Source organism: Cobetia sp. MMG027 (assembly GCF_027947415.1).
Lineage (GTDB): Bacteria > Pseudomonadota > Gammaproteobacteria > Pseudomonadales > Halomonadaceae > Cobetia > Cobetia marina.
In genome coordinates, this window is the sequence record NZ_JAQJIO010000009.1 from 114,454 (window position 1) to 132,489 (window position 18,036).

Annotated in this window: 11 protein-coding genes; 4 read left to right on the forward strand and 7 right to left on the reverse strand. The window is 62.4% G+C overall.

Annotated features, from left to right (window positions below; all coding sequences use genetic code 11):
• Window positions 1-157 precede the first annotated feature (157 nt).
• The gene (htpX, locus tag PJK54_RS13645) at window positions 158-1,057 is read left to right on the forward strand and encodes a protease HtpX (RefSeq protein WP_077378460.1); all 900 of its coding nucleotides are present in this window, start codon (window positions 158-160) and stop codon (window positions 1,055-1,057) included.
• A gap of 279 nt (window positions 1,058-1,336) precedes the next feature.
• A complete protein-coding gene (gene argE / locus PJK54_RS13650; protein ID WP_271303162.1) occupies window positions 1,337-2,491 on the forward strand; it encodes an acetylornithine deacetylase in 1,155 nt (384 codons plus the stop codon).
• 92 nt (window positions 2,492-2,583) lie between these two features.
• Here the strand turns inward: argE and nhaC are convergent, their stop codons facing one another.
• Together nhaC and pdxB are read right to left on the reverse strand one after the other, a co-directional pair.
• Window positions 2,584-4,140 carry a Na+/H+ antiporter NhaC gene (nhaC, locus tag PJK54_RS13655; protein WP_271303163.1) on the reverse strand — a complete coding sequence of 519 codons (1,557 nt, stop codon included), beginning with the start codon at window positions 4,138-4,140 and terminating at the stop codon, window positions 2,584-2,586.
• A gap of 372 nt (window positions 4,141-4,512) precedes the next feature.
• Window positions 4,513-5,691 (reverse strand): 4-phosphoerythronate dehydrogenase PdxB, encoded by a 1,179-nt coding sequence (pdxB, locus tag PJK54_RS13660; protein WP_141392555.1) that lies wholly within the window; start codon window positions 5,689-5,691, stop codon window positions 4,513-4,515.
• A 225-nt stretch (window positions 5,692-5,916) separates the two neighbouring features.
• On the opposite strand from pdxB, the gene PJK54_RS13665 reads away from it, so the two are divergent.
• Window positions 5,917-6,195, forward strand: coding sequence for a WGR domain-containing protein (locus tag PJK54_RS13665; RefSeq protein WP_077378449.1), 279 nt, complete (start codon window positions 5,917-5,919; stop codon window positions 6,193-6,195).
• An 85-nt stretch (window positions 6,196-6,280) separates the two neighbouring features.
• On the opposite strand, the gene PJK54_RS13670 is transcribed toward PJK54_RS13665, so the two are convergent.
• Window positions 6,281-6,619, reverse strand: coding sequence for a glutaredoxin family protein (locus PJK54_RS13670; RefSeq protein WP_271303164.1), 339 nt, complete (start codon window positions 6,617-6,619; stop codon window positions 6,281-6,283).
• Between the two features lie 3 nt (window positions 6,620-6,622).
• On the reverse strand, window positions 6,623-8,839 hold the full coding sequence (gene rlmKL, locus PJK54_RS13675; protein ID WP_077378443.1) for a bifunctional 23S rRNA (guanine(2069)-N(7))-methyltransferase RlmK/23S rRNA (guanine(2445)-N(2))-methyltransferase RlmL: 2,217 nt from the start codon (window positions 8,837-8,839) through the stop codon (window positions 6,623-6,625).
• A gap of 529 nt (window positions 8,840-9,368) precedes the next feature.
• On the opposite strand from rlmKL, the gene rmf reads away from it, so the two are divergent.
• On the forward strand, window positions 9,369-9,578 hold the full coding sequence (rmf, locus tag PJK54_RS13680) for a ribosome modulation factor (RefSeq protein ID WP_043334308.1): 210 nt from the start codon (window positions 9,369-9,371) through the stop codon (window positions 9,576-9,578).
• Between the two features lie 781 nt (window positions 9,579-10,359).
• Here rmf and PJK54_RS13685 read toward each other — a convergent pair.
• The 3 genes from PJK54_RS13685 to PJK54_RS13695 all read right to left on the reverse strand — a co-directional run bounded on the left by PJK54_RS13685 (window position 10,360) and on the right by PJK54_RS13695 (window position 17,906).
• Window positions 10,360-11,403 carry a quinone-dependent dihydroorotate dehydrogenase gene (locus tag PJK54_RS13685; protein ID WP_271303165.1) on the reverse strand — a complete coding sequence of 348 codons (1,044 nt, stop codon included), beginning with the start codon at window positions 11,401-11,403 and terminating at the stop codon, window positions 10,360-10,362.
• Between the two features lie 255 nt (window positions 11,404-11,658).
• Entirely contained in the window at window positions 11,659-12,807 is a 1,149-nt protein-coding gene (locus PJK54_RS13690) for a hypothetical protein (RefSeq protein ID WP_271303166.1), read from the reverse strand.
• Window positions 12,808-13,067: 260 nt separating this feature from the next.
• Window positions 13,068-17,906, reverse strand: a complete 4,839-nt coding sequence (locus tag PJK54_RS13695; RefSeq protein WP_271303167.1) for an NAD-glutamate dehydrogenase — start codon at window positions 17,904-17,906, stop codon at window positions 13,068-13,070.
• Window positions 17,907-18,036: the final 130 nt, after the last annotated feature.

Below are 18,036 nucleotides of genomic sequence, written 5' to 3' on the forward strand. Positions count from 1 at the left end.
TACCTGCCTCACGAAAGGTCTACGCACACCGGCACGGTGGTGATACCTTCCTGTTACGCGCCATCTGCCCGCCATGTCGCAGTGATTCATCTCACTGTCAGCATGGCGGGCAGATAATTGCGCCTTACCGATAGATTGGCATTGGAGACCTGACCCCATGATGCGGATAGCCCTCTTTCTGATCACCAACCTGGCGGTGGTGCTGCTGGCCAGTGTCACGCTGCGCCTGCTGGGCTTCGATGGCTACATGGAAGCCAACGGCATCAATTACACCGCCCTGTTGATCTTCTGCTTCATCATCGGCATGGCCGGCTCGGTGATTTCCCTGTTCCTGTCCAAGATGATGGCCAAGTCCTCGACGGGCACCGTGATCATCGAACAGCCACAGAACGATACCGAACGCTGGCTGCTGACGACCGTCGAGGAACTGTCTCGCGACGCCGGCATCAAGATGCCGGAAGTCGGCATCTTCCCGGCGCAGCAATCCAATGCCTTCGCCACCGGCTGGAACCGCAACGATGCGCTGGTCGCCGTCTCGGCCGGCCTGCTCAATCGCATGCGTCCCGAGGAAGTGCGTGCGGTACTGGCGCACGAGATCGGTCACGTGGCCAACGGCGACATGGTGACGCTGACGCTGATCCAGGGCGTGGTGAACACCTTCGTGATGTTCTTCGCGCGCATTGCCGCACATGCCATCGACGCCTTCCTGAAGCGAGATGACAACAGCGGCGGCCTGGGCTTCTTCGGCTACATGGCCGTGGTCTTCGTCCTTGAACTGGTGCTGGGCCTGGTGGCCTCGATGATCGTCGCCTGGTTCTCGCGCTGGCGCGAATATCGTGCGGATGCCGCAGGCGCGAGTCTCGCGGGCAGCGGTTCGATGATCAACGCGCTGGCACGCCTCAAGCAGGAACATGAGCTGCCGGACCAGATGCCCGACACCATGACCGCCTTCGCCATCACCACCGGCAAGAGCCGCAAGCTGATGGAGCAGCTGTTCGCCAGCCACCCGCCGCTGGATGACCGTATCGCCGCGCTCAAGGCCGCTGCCTACAAGTAAGCCTCGAGCAGGACCGCACACTTGAGCGATGCAGAAGCCCGCCACGTGAGTCACGTGGCGGGCTTCTTGCGTCAGGGCTGACCCCGCAGACTCCCAAGCATGCCTCGCGGCACATCGTGATCAGCCACGAAGTGCCACAGGGGGTTGCGGCCACGATTGACTTGGCATGCAGGCAACTGCATAAAGCAGACTCCTGCGTCCGTTCAGCGCCAATGTGATCCCCTCGGGCTTTCACATCCGGCCCCTCCCCGAACGGCGCCATGCCTCATGAGGCTCGACATGCAACGCACCCTCGACATCATCACTCGCCTGATCGCCTTCGATACCACCTCGGATCGCTCCAATCTGGCATTGATCCACTTCGTTCGCGATCTGCTGGCCGAACATGGCATCCAGGCGAGCATGCTTTCGAATGCCGAAGGCGACAAGGCCTCGCTGCTCGCCACGATAGGGCCCGCGGTGGCCGGTGGTGTCGTGCTCTCCGGCCATACCGATACCGTGCCCGTAAGCGGCCAGAACTGGTCCCATGACCCTTATCAGGCCACGCTGAAGGAGGGTCGTCTTTACGGTCGTGGCTCGGTGGACATGAAAGGCTTCATCGGCCTGTGCCTGGCGATGGTGCCGGATTTTCTTGATGCTCCCCTCAAGCGGCCACTCCACCTTGCCTTCTCCTACGATGAGGAAAGCACCTGTCTGGGCTGTCTGCCACTGATCGACCACATGCGCGACACGCTGCCCGACGTCGCCGCCGTCATCATCGGAGAACCGACGGAGGGACGCGTGGTCTCGGCGCACAAGGGGGTGCATGCCTGGCGCACGGAAGTGACCGGCGTGCCGGCGCATTCGAGCCGACCGGACCTGGGTGTCTCGGCCACGTTCTACGCCGCGCGCATCATCTCGGAGCTGGAACGCACGGCAAACGACCTGCGCACCCAGGCCTCACGGGGCGAACTGTTCGAGCCCCCGTACTCCACGCTGCACGTCAGCACCATCCAGGGCGGCAATGCGACCAACATCATTGCCAAGGATGCTCGCCTGCATTGGGAGCTGCGCAACCTGCCCGGTGATACCCCTGACGCGGTACGCGCGCGAGTCGATGACTTCACCGCCCGACTGGCCCTCGAGATGCAGGAGCACTCACCGGAGTGCGCCATCCAGACACTGGAGGACTACGCCTCGGTCCCGGCGCTCACGCCGGAGCCCGATGGCAAGGCAGAGGCGCTGGCCTTTGCGCTGACGGGTCAGCGTGAACGCTGCGGTGTCGGCTTCTGCTCGGAAGCGGGCTGGTTCCAGGATCGCGGTTTCTCGACTGTCGTCTGCGGGCCAGGCTCCATCGCGCAGGCCCACAAGGCGGATGAGTACATCGACATCGCCGAACTGGAGCGCTATCGCGAGTTCCTGATACGCCTCACACGTCATCAGTGCACTGACTGAACGCTGGACGCCCCCCCCTCGAGTGCCCATGAAAAAGCCCGCCGCGTTCACCACGCGGCGGGCTTGGCTGTCTCTGTCACCCAGTACGTCAATCAGCGAGACTCTGCCGTCTCATGAGGGGTATCCAGCACCAGAGATTCGGCCAGCGGAGTCGGCTCTCCGCCATCCGCCTCGTCGCCTTCGGCCAGACGCTCCAGCTTGAAACCGACCATGGCATAGGCCACCGCCAGCACCAGATTGACCAGATTGAACAGCGCAAACGGCAGATAACTGAGAGTCGCGACCCCCAGCGTTGCCGCCATGTAGGCGCCGCAGCTGTTCCAGGGAATCAGTGGCGAGGTGATGGTGCCGGAATCTTCCAGTGCCCGCGACAGATTGACCGGCGCCAGGCGACGGCGGCGGAATTCAGCGCGATACATGCGCCCCGGCAGGATGACCGAGATGTATTGATCCCCGGTCACCACATTGGAGGCCAGGCAGGTGCCCAGCGTGGTGATGACCAGCGAACCGGCATTGCGCGTCGCGCCCAGCAGGCTCTGCACCAGACGCTCCAGCAGGCCGAGTCGTTCGATCACGCCGCCGAAGGTCATCGCCGAGAGGATCAACCACACGGTGTTGAGCATGCTGCTCATGCCGCCCTTGGAGAGCAGCGAGTCGATTACCTCATCGCCGCTGTGGGAGACATAGCCATCGAACATCGACATCCATACGCCCTTGAGCAGCGCCATGGCGGTGGACATGTCAGGGACATTCGCCAGTCCCGCCACGGCCTGCGGCTGGAAGATGACCGCGAAGACACCCCCGAGCACCGCACCGATGAAGATCGCCGGGAAGGCGGGCATCTGACGCACGGCCATCACCAGCAGCACCAGCAGCGGAATCAGCAGGTGCAGGCCGATGTTGAACTGCTCACCCAGCTGGGCACGCAGGTTGGCGACCTGCTCCGGCGTCTGCAGGCTGGAGACGGAGTCGTGGCCCAGCCACAGAAAGCCTGCCAGCGCGAGCAGGATGCTGGGAACCGTCGTCCACAGCATGTGACGAATGTGCGCGAACAGCGTGGTCCCCGCCGCCGCCGGCGCCAGATTGGTGGTATCTGACAGTGGCGAGAGCTTGTCACCGAAGTAGGCCCCGGAAATCACCGCACCCGCCGTGATCGCCTCGGAAAGTCCCAGTCCATCGGCAATGCCGATCAGGCCAATACCGATGGTGCCGGCCACCGTCCAGGAGCTCCCCACCGACAGCGCCACCAGCGCGCACAGCAGACATGCCGAGGCATAGAAATATTGAGGCGCGATCACATCCAGCCCGTAGTAGATCATCGCCGGCACGGTGCCACCGAGAATCCAGGTACCGATCATCGCGCCTACCGCCAACAGGATCAGGATCGCGCCCAGCGAGATCTGGATCCCCTTGTTGATCCCCTCTTCGATATCGCTCCAGCGATAACCGTTCTTGAGGCCGATGGCTCCCGCGATCATCGCGCCAGACAGCAATGCCACCTGATTCGGCCCCCAGGAAGCATCGGCGCCGAACAGCACGACCGCCAGCACCAGCATGGCGATGACCAGCACGATGGGGATCAGGGCATCCAGCAGGGAGGGGGGGCGAAAGCCACCGCCCTCGGCTGGTCTATCAGGAGATTGTTGCATTCAGGACACCATCTTCAGGAAATGAGGACGCCGACACGCGCCGTCGTGACGGGCATGGCAGAAGGCACGAGAAACGGGGAGTACGCGGGGAGCCAGCGGGCCACACCACCCTCGGACAAGTCGCCCGGGGCGCGCCCTGACATCTGTCGTCAGCGTAATTTTGGGCGACATTATATCGACCAAGGTCGCAGTCCGAAACGTCCGAGAACCGGTTTCATCTACCGGGTCATCCGCCCCACATCCGTACCTGAGACGAGAACGCCCCTGCCAGCGAAGCTGACAGGGGCGTTCTGACTGCCTGACGATCGAGATCCGTCACTCGGCCTCGACACCTCCTGCAGATGGATATCGCAGGAGAGATGGCATGTCACATCATTTGCTGGCCAGCTTCACACGCGAGAAGCCGAAGCCTTCCAGCACTTCACGCAGCTCACGGGCGTTCTTCTTGAGTTCGACGCGCAGCGTGGAGAACTCGCGACGCAACGGATATTCACGCCGATAACGCAGGAAGCCCTCGGCGTTGCCGAAGCGGCGCTGATAGCGACGCAGACCCAAGGCATCGCGGCGCACGTCGTAACAGGCCCGAACGCAGAGACCGAGGGCCTCTTCCGGCGGCGCCCACCCCGTCAGCACCAGCTTGCGAAGCCACGGGTCCGGCTTCAACTGGCCCAGCTTGCGCCGTGCCGGCAGGCCGAAATGCCGGCAGGCCTGCTGATAGATGATCTCGGTTCCCTGCATCTTGCCATCCAGACTGTGTCCGGCGATGTGCGGCGTGGCGATATCCACCAGCGAGGCCAGCTCCGCATCGATGTCCGGCTCGTTCTCCCAGACATCCAGCACGGTCAGCAGATCAGCCTGTTCCAGCAGACGCTGCTTGAGCGCGGCAGTATCCACGCAACCACCGCGTCCTGCGCTCAGCAATACGCTGCCGGGCTTCATGGCACGGATGCGCTCGGCATTGATCAGGTGATGGGTCGGATACTCACCGCCTGTCACCATCGGGGTATGCACGCAGATGACATCACACTCGGCCACGAGATGATCGATATCGACGAAATTCAGCGCTTCTGCCGCCTCCTCTCCCGACTCCTGCGCCAGCGCGCGCGGAGGATCACAGACCAGCACCTCGGCGCCCAGCGACTCGAGACGCTTGATCAGCCTCGAGCCGACCTGACCTGCACCGACCACGCCGAAACGACGATTGAGCTGCAGATCGAAGCCTTCCTGCTCCGCCAGATGCCACAGCGAGGACAGCACGTAATCCACCACCGAATCGGCATTGCAGCCCGGCGCATTGGTGAAGTGAATCCCTGCCGACTCGAGCCAGTCGAGATCGACATGATCCGTACCGATGATCGGCGAGCCGACGAAGCGCACCCGAGTGCCCTTCAGCAATGCCTCATCCACCCTGAGCGTGGAGCGGCAGATCAGCATGTCGGCTTCCTTGAGGACGGCATTGGTGATCTCGCTGGTCGGCAGACAGATCACTTCCCCGAATTCAGAGAAGAACTCTTCTGCCAGAAGGACGTTATCATCCACGATGATGTGCATCTGTTGCCTTGTTCCTTGCTGTGCCGGTGGGTAGCGTTGCGGTCGTTGCCGCGTGCATGGCGTCTTGCAAAGCTTCATGACTTGCTGCAAGGCATGCGAAGATTACAATGGTATGATTCAGCGTTCGCCGCCGTGCCATCTTAGGCGTACGCAGCATGCGCCACAAGCCTGCAGCGCCTTGCGAGCCATCCACATGCCACCTCTGTTTCACCTCGGGAGTCACGCGTGATCATCCGCTGGGAAAGCCATCATGATTACGTCCTGGTCCATGTACATCAGGACATGTTCGGCGACTGGATCGTCAGTCGCTCCTGGGGCCAGATCGGCACCCAGTTCGGCGGACTGAAGCACGATCTGGCCGAAAGCTACGAGCAGGCCATGACCTGGGTCAGTGACCTCGCTCACATCCAGGCCTCACGTGGCTTCACCAAGGTGCTGGAGGCTACGGCTGACAGCCCCGAGGCCGAAGATGCCATGCGCCAGATGTCACTGCTGGAAGGCTAGGCCGCCGCCGGGACCCGCAGACAAGAAGACCGCCGCTACCTTGAGGTAGCGGCGGTCTTTCGTTCAGGCCCGGGCATGATGCGAATCAGCGCAGAAAGCGACGTCCATGGCGCATGACATGCCCCTGCGGCTCGACGCCGGAGTCACGCCCGGCAGGGGGCGTCCGATCGACGCCCTGCTCGACGCCCTGCGCGCGCAACCAGCCCGGCAAGGCCTCTTCGCCATCTACCAGCGAGTACTCTGCACCCGATGCGCTTGCCAGCACGGGAATGCGTGTCGCGTAACGCTCGCTCAGTTGCGCGTCGAAGGCGATCTCGACCCGCGTGAGCGTGACATCTGCCCCCAGCGCCTGCAGCGTGGCTTCCAGCCGAGCACACAGATGACAGCCCGCCGTGGTGTAGAGCCACAGCGGGACGTTGGCCATCGCTCAGCCCTTCACGTCGCTGGCGCGACGGATGCGGAAGACGTGGTGGATATCCGGACGACGCTTGAAGTCCGGGTCCAGCAGCTTGCGCGACAGGTCTTCCACCACATGATGCTGGCTGACGCTGTCATCCATCACGAAGCGACGATGGTTGTTGGAGAAGATCAGCGTGCCGCCCGGCGCCAGACTGGCCATCGCCAGATCGATCAGGCGCGCGTGATCACGCTGGATATCCAGGGTGCCTTCCATCTTCTTGGAGTTGGAGAAGGTCGGCGGATCCAGGAAGATCAGGTCGAACTCCTCGCGGGAACGCTCCAGCCACTTCAGGCAGTCGGCACGCACCAGCTGGTGACGCTTCTCGCTGATGCCATTGAGCTTGAAGTTCTCGCGCCCCCAGTCCAGGTAGGTATTGGACATGTCGACGCTGACACTCTCGCTGGCACCGCCCAAAACCGCGTGCACGGTGGCCGTCGCGGTATAGCAGAACAGGTTGAGCACCCGCTTGCCGTCCGCTTCCTTGCCCAGCAGCTTGCGCACCGGACGGTGATCCAGGAACAGGCCGGTATCCAGGTAGTCCTTGAGGTTCACCCACAGTCTGGCGTCGCCTTCCTGCACCTCGATACGCTGACCGGAGCTGTCCTGACGGGTGTACTGCGCCTTGCCCGCCTGACGCGTGCGCTGCTTGATATGGATATCGTTGGGCGAGCAGCCCAGTACCTGCGGAATCGCCGCCAGTGCATCCATCAGGCGGCGCTGCGCCTGACTGGCATCCACGGACTTGGGCGGCGTGTATTCCTGCACGTGCACATGACGCCCGTAGATATCGATGGCCAGCGCGTATTCCGGCATGTCGGCATCATAGAGGCGATAACAGGTGGTGCCGCTCTGCTTGAGCCAGCGAGACAGCGTCTTCTGGTTCTTCTTCAGGCGATTGGCGAACATCTGGCCGCCCTCGCTGAGTGCCGGCTGACTGCGGGCATCTTCCGCCACGCTGTCCTCGTCGACCGCTCGCTCACGCGCTGCCACGTCGATCATCAGCAACTTGCAATCCAGCTGACCGTTGCGGAAGGCGTACTGACGATGCGCACGCAGGCCCAGACGGTGACCGAGGTCCGGGTTGCCGGTGAACATGCCCAGCGTCCAGCCGCCGAAGTGACGCTTCATGCGCTCACCGAGGCTTGCATAGAGCGGCACCAATGCCGGCAGCTCACCCAGACGCTCGCCGTAGGGCGGGTTGGTCATCACTAGGCCGGTGGTGGCGCCCTCAGGACAGGTCAGCTCGGCGACGGAGGCGCCTTCCAGCTCGATCAGGGCCGGAATCCCGGCACGCATGGCGTTGGAGCGCGCGGCAGAGATCGCCTGCGGGCTATGATCACGCCCGAACAGACGCGCGGTGACCTTGCGGCGCCCGGCGATGGCACGCTGCTCCATCTCCTCGCGCAGACCTTTCCAGATACGCTCGTCATGACGCCCCCAGTGGCGGCAGGCGAAGTCTTCATTCAGCGACTGTGGGGCGATATCCGCCGCCATCAAGGCCGCCTCGATCAGCAGCGTGCCGGAACCGCACATCGGGTCGACCAGGCTCTCACCTCGCGCCGCACGGGCCGGCCAATCGGCACGCATCAGCAGTGCCGCGGCCAGATTCTCCTTGAGTGGCGCATGGGCGAGGTCGGGGCGGTAGCCACGCTGATGCAGGCTGCGACCCACCAGGTCGATGCCCAGGGTGATGAAGCCATTGTGCAGATGCGCATAGATGCGCAGATCGGCATTCTTGCCATCGACGGTCGGCTTGTGGCGACCTTCCTCGAACATCGCCTCGACGATGCCATCCTTGACGGTCTGAGCGCCGAAGAAGGTATGCCGAATATCCTTCCATGTTCCATGGAAATCGACGGCGATGGAGGCACGATCCGGCAATTCCATTGCCCAGTCGACGCCGGCGCTCGCCTTGCGCAGCTGCTCGCCGGTGTCGACGCCGCCCACGCGGGTCAGCAGGCGAATGATGCGATTGGCCAGGCGTGACCACAGGATGGTGCGGTAAGCCGTCTCCTGACTTCCATTGAAGTGGACGCCGGCCACGGTAGTGCCGGTCACCTCGGCACCCAGCGACGTCAGCTCGTCAGCCAGCAAGGTCTCGAGGCCACGCGGACAGGTCGCAAACCAGGTGGAGAGCGGGTTGCTGGGGGCGCGCGGCGAAGTCGCAGAAGTCGTGTCAGTCATGAATCTCTCACCGGCAAAGGCCGGACTTATTCCTGTGAGTTGGCTTCTGGCACTAGCGATATTCCTATACGGCTGTCGACAAGCCAGAGGCAGTGTTCTAAAAACTATAGGTGTAGCTGCAATTCGGAAAGGTGACACGCCAAGCGAAAAGGAGGTTCACGGAGCGAAACCCTCATTCAGGCAGCATGCCCGACTGCATCTCGGTGACCATTGCCACCGATGAAACAGGATTCTGATGACACAACCTTCAGAGCAGAGATCCGGGCCTGCAGTGACCTATCCACCATCACGCTCGAGCATGTACTGGCAAGACCCTCCATCATCTCACATCCACGGCCTGTCCCGACACGGCTGGTCAGTGGCCACTGAGGTGATGAAGCACGAGGCCGGCAGTGACCTTCAGGTCATCGGCCTACTCTCTCACTCGGCAAGCCATGCTGTATCGAGTCGCTGCCACCGGACGATGTCTCCTCGAGAGACACCACGACAGTGACTCCAATGCCGATGGGTTCTCACATAGAGGTCATCCATGAAGAGACAGAAACGTGATCGCTTTCAGCGTGCCTATGTTCACGGCTACAAGGCCGGCGTTACCGGTCGTTCCCGTGATGATTGTCCCAGTATCGATGTCAATCTACGTGAATTCTGGATGAGTGGCTGGCGCGAAGGACGTGGCGACCAATGGTCTGGCATGACCGGCGTGTCCGGCATCCACAAGAACCCCATGGTGCTGTCCTGAGCCCCAGCGGGCTCCGGCAATGGACAAACCAGGATACTCCCACCGGGATGTTGATTCCCGTCCCGATGACTTTCAGGATGCATGACGTCAAGGAGTGACACCTGAAGATGGCGCCTGGCGCCTTTCACCCCGCCCACGCAGCCTGATGCGCTGCGCAAGCGGATTCTCCGGCATCAGTCTACCGGATCGCCTGATCAATGGCGCCGGAAGGCACGTACAGAGAGGACTCGAGGTGTTCACGGTGACTCAGTCGATGCTGATGTCACCCGGAAAATCCCAAGGACGTCGCTTAGCGACATGACAAGCCACCAGGGAGGTAACGCCTTATTTCTATCTTGAAGACGCACGGCACTGTCAGGCGCGTGAAGCAGTAGGCAATGGGGCCGACTCGCTTCTCCGCTTGAAAGGCCGAGATGTTGGCGCTCGTGTCGATTCCCTCGCGACATGGCTCCAGAGAATGCGCGGCAGGCGACGGCCTGCATGAACGACGGTTCAGCGCGGAGCACGACACGGGCAAACGTTCACCTTGACTGCATCAGCAGGCTTCTTGCAGGCCTGCTATCACCATCCACGGACCCGATGAGCTCGATGGGCCAATACCCGACCGCCGTCCCTGACGGCAAAAGCGCTTCGCATCGTGCACGCTGGCTGGACATGGCAGCCAACACGGCAATGTCAGTTCACGAGACATATCGCTGACACTGCCACATCATCATTCACGCCGGTACCGAGGCCGCCTTCTGATGTCAGGAGGCGGCTCTTTCGTTGTCTGGCTGTCTGATCACAGCTTGATGAGCGTATCCGCCTTCTCCAATGCACGCGCGCACTCTCCGATCAGCGCCGGGCCGCGATAGATCAGTCCGGAGTACAGCTGAACCAGGTCCGCGCCCGCCGCGACCTTCTCGCGCGCACTCTCACCATCCGTGATACCACCGACACCGATGATCGGCATGTTCGGCAGTGCTTCGCGCAGCCCGCGAATCACGCGGGTGGAGGATTCCCGCACCGGCGCACCGGACAGGCCACCGGCCTCTTCTGCGTACGAACTCCCCGCGACCGCGGAGCGCTCGATGGTGGTATTGGTCGCGATGACACCATCGATGCCATTGTCAGCCAGCGCACGCGCCACGAACAGAATCTCTTCACTGTCCATGTCAGGGGCGATCTTGATCACCAGAGGGACCTTCTTGCCACGCTCGGCATCGAGTTGATCACAGCGCTCGCGCAGCCCCGCCAGCAACTGATTGAGGTGGTCCCCGAACTGCAGATTGCGCAATCCCGGCGTGTTGGGCGACGAGATGTTGGCGGTGATGTAGTCGGCGTGAGCATGCACGGCCTCGAGGCAGACCAGATAGTCGCTCAGCGCATCATCCACCGCCGTGGTCAGGTTCTTGCCGATGTTGATCCCCAACACGACTCCGGAGGCACCACGCGCCTGACTCGCCTTGACCTTCGCGACCAGATGCTCAACCCCGGCATTGTTGAAGCCCATGCGGTTGATGATCGCCTGATGCTCCGGCAGGCGGAACAGGCGCGGCTTCGGATTGCCAGCCTGCCCTTTCGGCGTCACCGTGCCGACCTCGACGAAACCGAATCCCAGGGCGGCGAGCGCATCGAGGTGATCGGCATTCTTGTCGAGACCGGCAGCCAGCCCGACACGGTTGGGGAATTCGAGCCCCATCAGCGTCACCGGGTCACGTGGTGCCTCACCGCCCAATCCACGCGCCATGCCAAGCCGATGGGCCATGTCCAGGGCGTTGAGCGTCACACCATGAGCCGTTTCCGGATCGAGCTTGAACAGAAGCGAGCGAGCAAACGAGTACATGGTGATCTCCAGGCAGCAGCGACAGGGGGCATGACGACAGCGGAACTGGGCGCGAAGTATACCCGAAGCCCGTCGCGACAGACACTCCGCCGGACGCGATTGCCTCAGGCGAGAATGACGAGGGAGAACGAAGAGAAGTGACAAAGAGAAGTGACGAAGATGAGGCACAGAGGAAGGCGACAAGGAAGCGACACACGAAAGAAGGCGGCCCCGAGGGCCGCCTTCTTTGTCACTGTCAGGGTCTGAGCGCTGGGCTTATTTGACGTCCAGCTGACGCACTCGCACGGTGTAGTTGTTGACCCCTTCCATGGCAGTGCCGAACTTCTGACCGCTGACCCACACGGTGTAGCGCCCCGGTTCCAGCACGGTCTCGAGGTGGAAGTCGCCCTCGAAACCTTCGCCCTTGTCGCTGGCCACGGTATTGCCGTTCTCATCCAGCAGGCGCATCTGCAACTTGTAGGTACCTTCGCTGCCCGGGAATGTCTCGCTGTCGATGGTCACGGTGCCGCGATCTGAGACATCGAAGGTCATGACCTCGCCCTTCTCGCGAATGCGCACATCGGTGACGATCTCATCGAAACGACGGTCCGGCTCCGCTTCACTCTCGGTGACAGCAGCGCTGCCGGTCGCCGACGCCGTGGTGGCAGACGCCGTAGTGGCAGATACAGAAGCGGCAGCTTCGGCCGTGCCAGTCGCCGTGCTGGCGACGGCTTCACCGGCAGTAGCGCTACCTTCCGCGGCAGCGTTGCCGGTCTCGGCGGCCTTCTGCTCGCGCGCCGCCTGCTCAGCCGCGGCCACGGTGGCCGGCTTGATGGTCGCCACTTTATCGTCTGCATCGACGAAGGCAGTGCGACGGCCATCACCATCGGTGTCCAGGAACACCAGACCGTCACCGGTCTCGATGCCGCTTTCTTCGGCGGAGAGCTTCTCACCGCTCTCGCTGAGGCCCGCCACGTTCACTTCATAGGTATTGCCACCCGACTTGCCGGCACCCAGCTTGTCGGCGCGTACGCGCAGCTTGTAGACCCCGGGCTCCAGCTCGACATTCATGTTCAGGCCATCCGATGCCCTGTCACCCGTGCCCGTGGCGATGATCGCACCCTGCTCGTCTTCCAGGCTGGCATTCAGGGTGTAGGGATCACTCACATCGAAGTTGGCGTTGCCGTCGATCTCATAGCGCCCGGCTTCCTTGATGGTGAACTGATGGACACTGGTACCACCGAACTGGAAGTTCTGGCTGTGGGCATCGCTGCGCGGCTTGAGAAACTTGGAGATGTCCAGCTTGCCCGCAGCGGCTTCGGCGCGCTGCTGTGCAGGGCTGCCATCTGCCAGCACGGCCTGGGATGCGAAACTGGAGAGGCCGAGCGCAATGGCGCAGGCAAGGGGTAACGCACGTTGTGACATGGTGTCTCTGCCTTGTTGTACTGAAGTTCTTGAAAACGTAAGCCGACCGCTGCCATCGCGGCAACCATGCGGCTCAGGAAACAGGGGTTGCACTCGCTGCCCTCAGCATACCAGACCCTCGACGACAGTTACCTTACCCCAGCCTTGGCAATCGCGATTTTCTTGATTGCACAAAAAAACCCCCGCCATTGGCGGGGGTTTCGTTCAGCGATGACGCTTACAGATGTGCGTATCGCGGGTCAGCAGAGTTCCTGCCCGGCTCACGCCTCGCGACGGGACTCGGCCAGATCGACCAGTTCACGCAGTGCGACGGCGAACAGCGGGAAGCTCAACTGGGCACCACTCTTCATCTCGCCGAGCAGTGAGCACCAGCGGCTGACCAGTCCTTCATGGCTTGCCATCCAGTTGTCGACACGCTCATCGATCTCGCGCGGGGCATTGTCCTGCTTGAGCACGCTGACGGTCAGGGCCAGCTGCTGACGATCCAGGTCATCACGGAAGCTCTCGCGCGCCTGGGCCTGCCAGCTGTCCTGCACCTCGAGGCCGTTGATCTTGTCGCCGACCCACGGCAGCTCGAGACGATGGCCGATGCCGTAGAAGGCTTCCGCCACACGGTTGATCTTCTCGCCGGTCACCTTGGCGGCCTCGATGATGCCGAGACCGGCATACAGGCTTGAGGTCGCCGCGATGGTGCTGGCCAGCGCTTCCGGAACGCCTGCCTCGACGTAGTGGTCGCGACGAGCCTCCCAGTGCTCGCGGGCTTCGCCCTTGAGGCGCTCGCCGATGCTCTCGGACAGCTGAGCCAGACGCGGCGCGAAGTGCGAGATGCTCTCCTTGACGCCCATGCTGCTGCGCTGACGCAGGAACCAGCGGGTGGCGCGACGCATCAGGCGCATCAGATCGCTCATCATGCGGTACTGCATGTCGGCCGGCACCTGGTGATCCAGCGCCTCGATCTGGGTCCACAGCGCTTCCAGGTTGAAGCTGTCACGCGCCACGATGTAGGCACGCGCAATCTCGGCCTTGCCGGCACCGGTGGTGTCTTCCAGGCGACGCACGAAGGCGATGCCCATGTGATCCACCAGGTCATTGGCGATCTGGGTGGCGGCGATCTCACGCTTCAGACGGTGCTGATACATCTCCTCCGGGAAGCGCTCCATCAGCACGCGCGGGAAGGCACGCTCCAGATGCTGCTGCACGTAGCTGTCATCCGGCACGTCAGAGGCGATCAGACTGGTCTTGAGATCGCTCTTGGCGTAGGACACCAGCACGGACAGTTCCGGCAGGGTCAGGGCTTCACCGGCATTGGAACGCTCGATCAGCGCCTCATCGGAAGGCAGGAACTCGAGCTCGCGATCCAGGGTACCGGCCGCTTCGAGTTCATTGATGAAGCGACGGAAGACGCCCATGCCTTCCTTGGACTGCAGCTCGGAGAGCGACAGTGCCTGGGTCTGGCGATAGTTGTCCTTGATCACCAGCTCGCCGACCTCGTCGGTCATCTCGGCCAGCTGCTGGTTGCGCTGCTTGTCGGTCAGGTCACCGCGGGCGACGATGTCGTCCAGCAGGATCTTGATGTTGACCTCGTGATCCGAGCAGTTCACGCCACCGGCGTTGTCGATGAAGTCGGTGTTGACGCGCACGCCACGCTTGGCTGCGGCTTCCATGCGGCCACGCTGGGTCAGACCCAGGTTGCCGCCCTCTCCGACCACCTTGCAGCGCAGCTCGTTGCCGTTGATGCGCAGACCGTCGTTGGCCTTGTCACCGACATCGGCGTGAGTCTCGGTGGAGGCCTTGACATAGGTGCCGATACCGCCGTTCCAGATCAGATCGACCTGCGCCTTGAGCATCGCGTTGATCAGCTCGTTGGGCGCCAGGCGGTCTTCGCGGATGTCGAAGACTTCCTTCATCTGCGGCGTGATGGTGATGGTCTTGGCATCACGCGAGAACAGACCGCCACCTTCGCTGATCAAGCTCTTGTCGTAGTCGTCCCAGCTGGAACGCGGCAGACGGAACAGACGCTCGCGCTCGGCGAAGCTCTTCGCGGTGTCCGGGTTCGGGTCGACGAAGATGTTGCGGTGGTTGAAGGCACCGACCAGACGGATCTTCTCGGACAGCAGCATGCCGTTGCCGAAGACGTCACCGGCCATGTCACCGATACCGACCACGCTGAACTCGTCTTCCTGGATGTTGATGCCCATCTCGCGGAAGTGACGCTGCACACTGACCCAGGCGCCCTTGGCGGTGATGCCCATGCCCTTGTGGTCATAGCCGTTGGCGCCACCAGAGGCGAAGGCATCGCCCAGCCAGAAGCCGTACTCGTTGGAGATGGCATTGGCGATGTCGGAGAAGGTCGCGGTGCCCTTGTCCGCCGCGACCACCATGTAGGGGTCGTCTTCGTCATAGCGCACGACGGCGTTCGGCGGTACCACGTCACCACCGGACAGGTTGTCGGTGATGTCGAGCAGTGCGCGGATGAAGATCTGGTAGCAGGCGATACCTTCCTTCTGGATCACGTCACGGTCGTTGCTTTCCGGCATGCGCTTGCAGACGAAGCCGCCCTTGGCACCCACCGGCACGATGACCGCGTTCTTGACCTGCTGCGCCTTGACCAGCCCCAGCACTTCGGTGCGGAAGTCCTCGTGACGGTCGGACCAGCGCAGACCACCGCGCGCGACCTTGCCACCGCGCAGGTGCACGCCCTCGACGCGCGGCGAGTAGACGAAGATCTCGAACATCGGACGCGGCTTGGGCACGTCCGGAATCTGACGGGTATCGAGCTTGAAGCTGATGTAGTCCTTGGCCTGACCATCTTCCGCCGGCTGGAAGAAGTTGGTGCGCAGCGTGGCCATCATCAGATCCACGTAGCGACGCAGCAGACGGTCGTCGTTGAGGCTGGAGACCTGATCGAGCAGACCGTTGATGCGATCGCGGCAGGCGCTGACGTCATCCTCATCGCCCTGACCCTGCGGGTCGAAGCGCAGGTTGAACAGCTGCACCAGCTCGCGGGTGATATCCGGATGGCTGCCCAGGGCATTGGCGATGTAGGCCTGGGAGAGGCCGAAGCGGATCTGCTTCAGGTAACGCGCGTAGGCACGCAGCATCGCCACTTCACGCCAGTCCAGGCCGGAGCCGATGATCAGGCGGTTGAAGGCGTCGGATTCGGCTTCACCGGACCAGATCTTCTTGAAGGCTTCGATGAAGCTCTCGCGCACTTCGGACAGCTCGACTGCGCCCTTGCCGTGGTGCTCCAGATCGAAATCGTGGATCCAGCAGGTGGCATCGCTGCGCTCGATCTCGTAAGGACGCTCGCCGATGACGCGCAGCCCCAGGTTCTCGAGAACCGGCAGCACGTCGGACAGCGGAATCGGCTGATGCTTGTGGAACAGCTTCAGGTTGACACCCGAGTTGTCATCCTCGACCAGACGATAGGTGCTCAAGGCCACGACATCGCCTTCATCCAGCGCACGCAGATGGCCCACGTCGTAGACGGCGGTGCGCGGCGAGAAGTCATCACGGTAGCTGCCCGGGAAGGCATCGCGATAACGGCTCATCAGTTCATTGGCCTGCTCTTCACCGAAGCCTTCCACCATCGCGGCGTGCAGCTCGTCACGCCAGCTGCGTGCCAGCTGGGCGATCTTGTTCTCCAGCGCGCGCATGTCGTACTGGCCAGGCTCGTCGCCCTTGAAGCGCAGGATGAACTGGATGCGTGTCAGCACGGACTCGGACAGATACGGCGTGAAATCACCGAAGGTGGCATCCAGCTCTTCGCAGAGCAGATTCTGGATGCGCACGCGCAGGTCGGTGGAGTAGACATCGCGCGGCACGAACACCAGCACGGAGAAGAACTTGCCGAAGCGGTCTTCACGCACGATCAGACGCACGCGACGACGCTCACGGATATTGAGGATGCTGGTGGCGGTGCGGGTCAGCTCATCCGTGGAGATCTGGAAGAGGTCATCACGCGGATAGACTTCCAGAATCTGCAGCAGGTGCTTGCCGTTGTGGCCCTTCGGGTTGACCCCGGCGGCCTCCATGACGTCCTGCACCTTGCGACGCAGAATCGGCACGTTACGCGGACTCTGGTTGTAGACCGTGGAGGTGTAGAGCCCCAGGAAACGACGCTCGCCGATCACGCGGCCTTCGGCATCGAAGCGCTCGACAGTGATGTAGTCCGGATAGGCCGGACGGTGCACGCGGGCGTGGAAGGCGCTCTTGGCGAAGGACAGCAGCTCCGGGATCAGCACGTACTGATCGCTGTTGACGCTCTGCTGATGGCGGGACTGCTCGTGGTAGCGCTCGAGGTCCAGCTTCAGGACGCCAAGCTCGGAACCCTCGACCTTGCTCAGCACGCGAGTGCCGTCGTCCTGCTCTTCGACGGTGTATTCGTCATAGCCGAGGAAGGTGAAGTGATCGTTGCCCATCCACTCCATGAACTCGCAGGCTTCCTGGTGATCCGCCTCGGACACGGTGGCAGGACGGTTGTCACGCAGCTCTCTGAGCGCCTGAGCCCCCTGGGAGCGCATGGCCTCGAAATCCGCCACGGCGACCCGCACTTCAGCCAGCACTTCACTCAGGCTGTTTTCCAGATCTTCGAGCATCTCGCCATCGTTGTGACGATCAATCTCGATATAGATCAGTGACTCGCGCGTCTCGGGAGCGTTCTCGGCGCGCGGCGCGGTCACGCGCTCCAGCTGACCGGAGGCATCGCGCGCCACGGCCAGCACGGCATTGTGGATGGCATGCACGGTGATGCCGCGACGATTGAGCTCGATGCGCACCGAGTCCACCAGGAAGGGCATGTCCGGGTGCAGCACTTCGATGATGGTATGGGTGGACTGCCAACCATGCTTCTCGAAGTCAGGGTTGTAGGCGCGCACCTTGGGGGCAGCGTGACTCTGCAGGAAGTGCCATACGGCCAGAGTGGAGCCGTAGAGGTCATCCAGCTTGCGCTCGGCCATGTCCTCGAAGGAAGCCGTCGCATGATAATCGCGCGCAAAGGCCGCGATTTCCTGCACCTTGTCCTTGGGAAGTCGCTTGTCCAGCTGCTCTTGGAGCTGCGCAAGGAATTCCTGCTTGCCGTCCGTCGCCACGTGTAGCATCAATCACCTCGACTGACCTGATGGAAGTATCAGGAAGAATAGTCATAGAGAGCCCACGCTCGCACCCGTGACAGGATGCCAAGGCGCAGGCTCATGCAGTGCATCACAGACTAGCGCAGTCTGTGCCTCG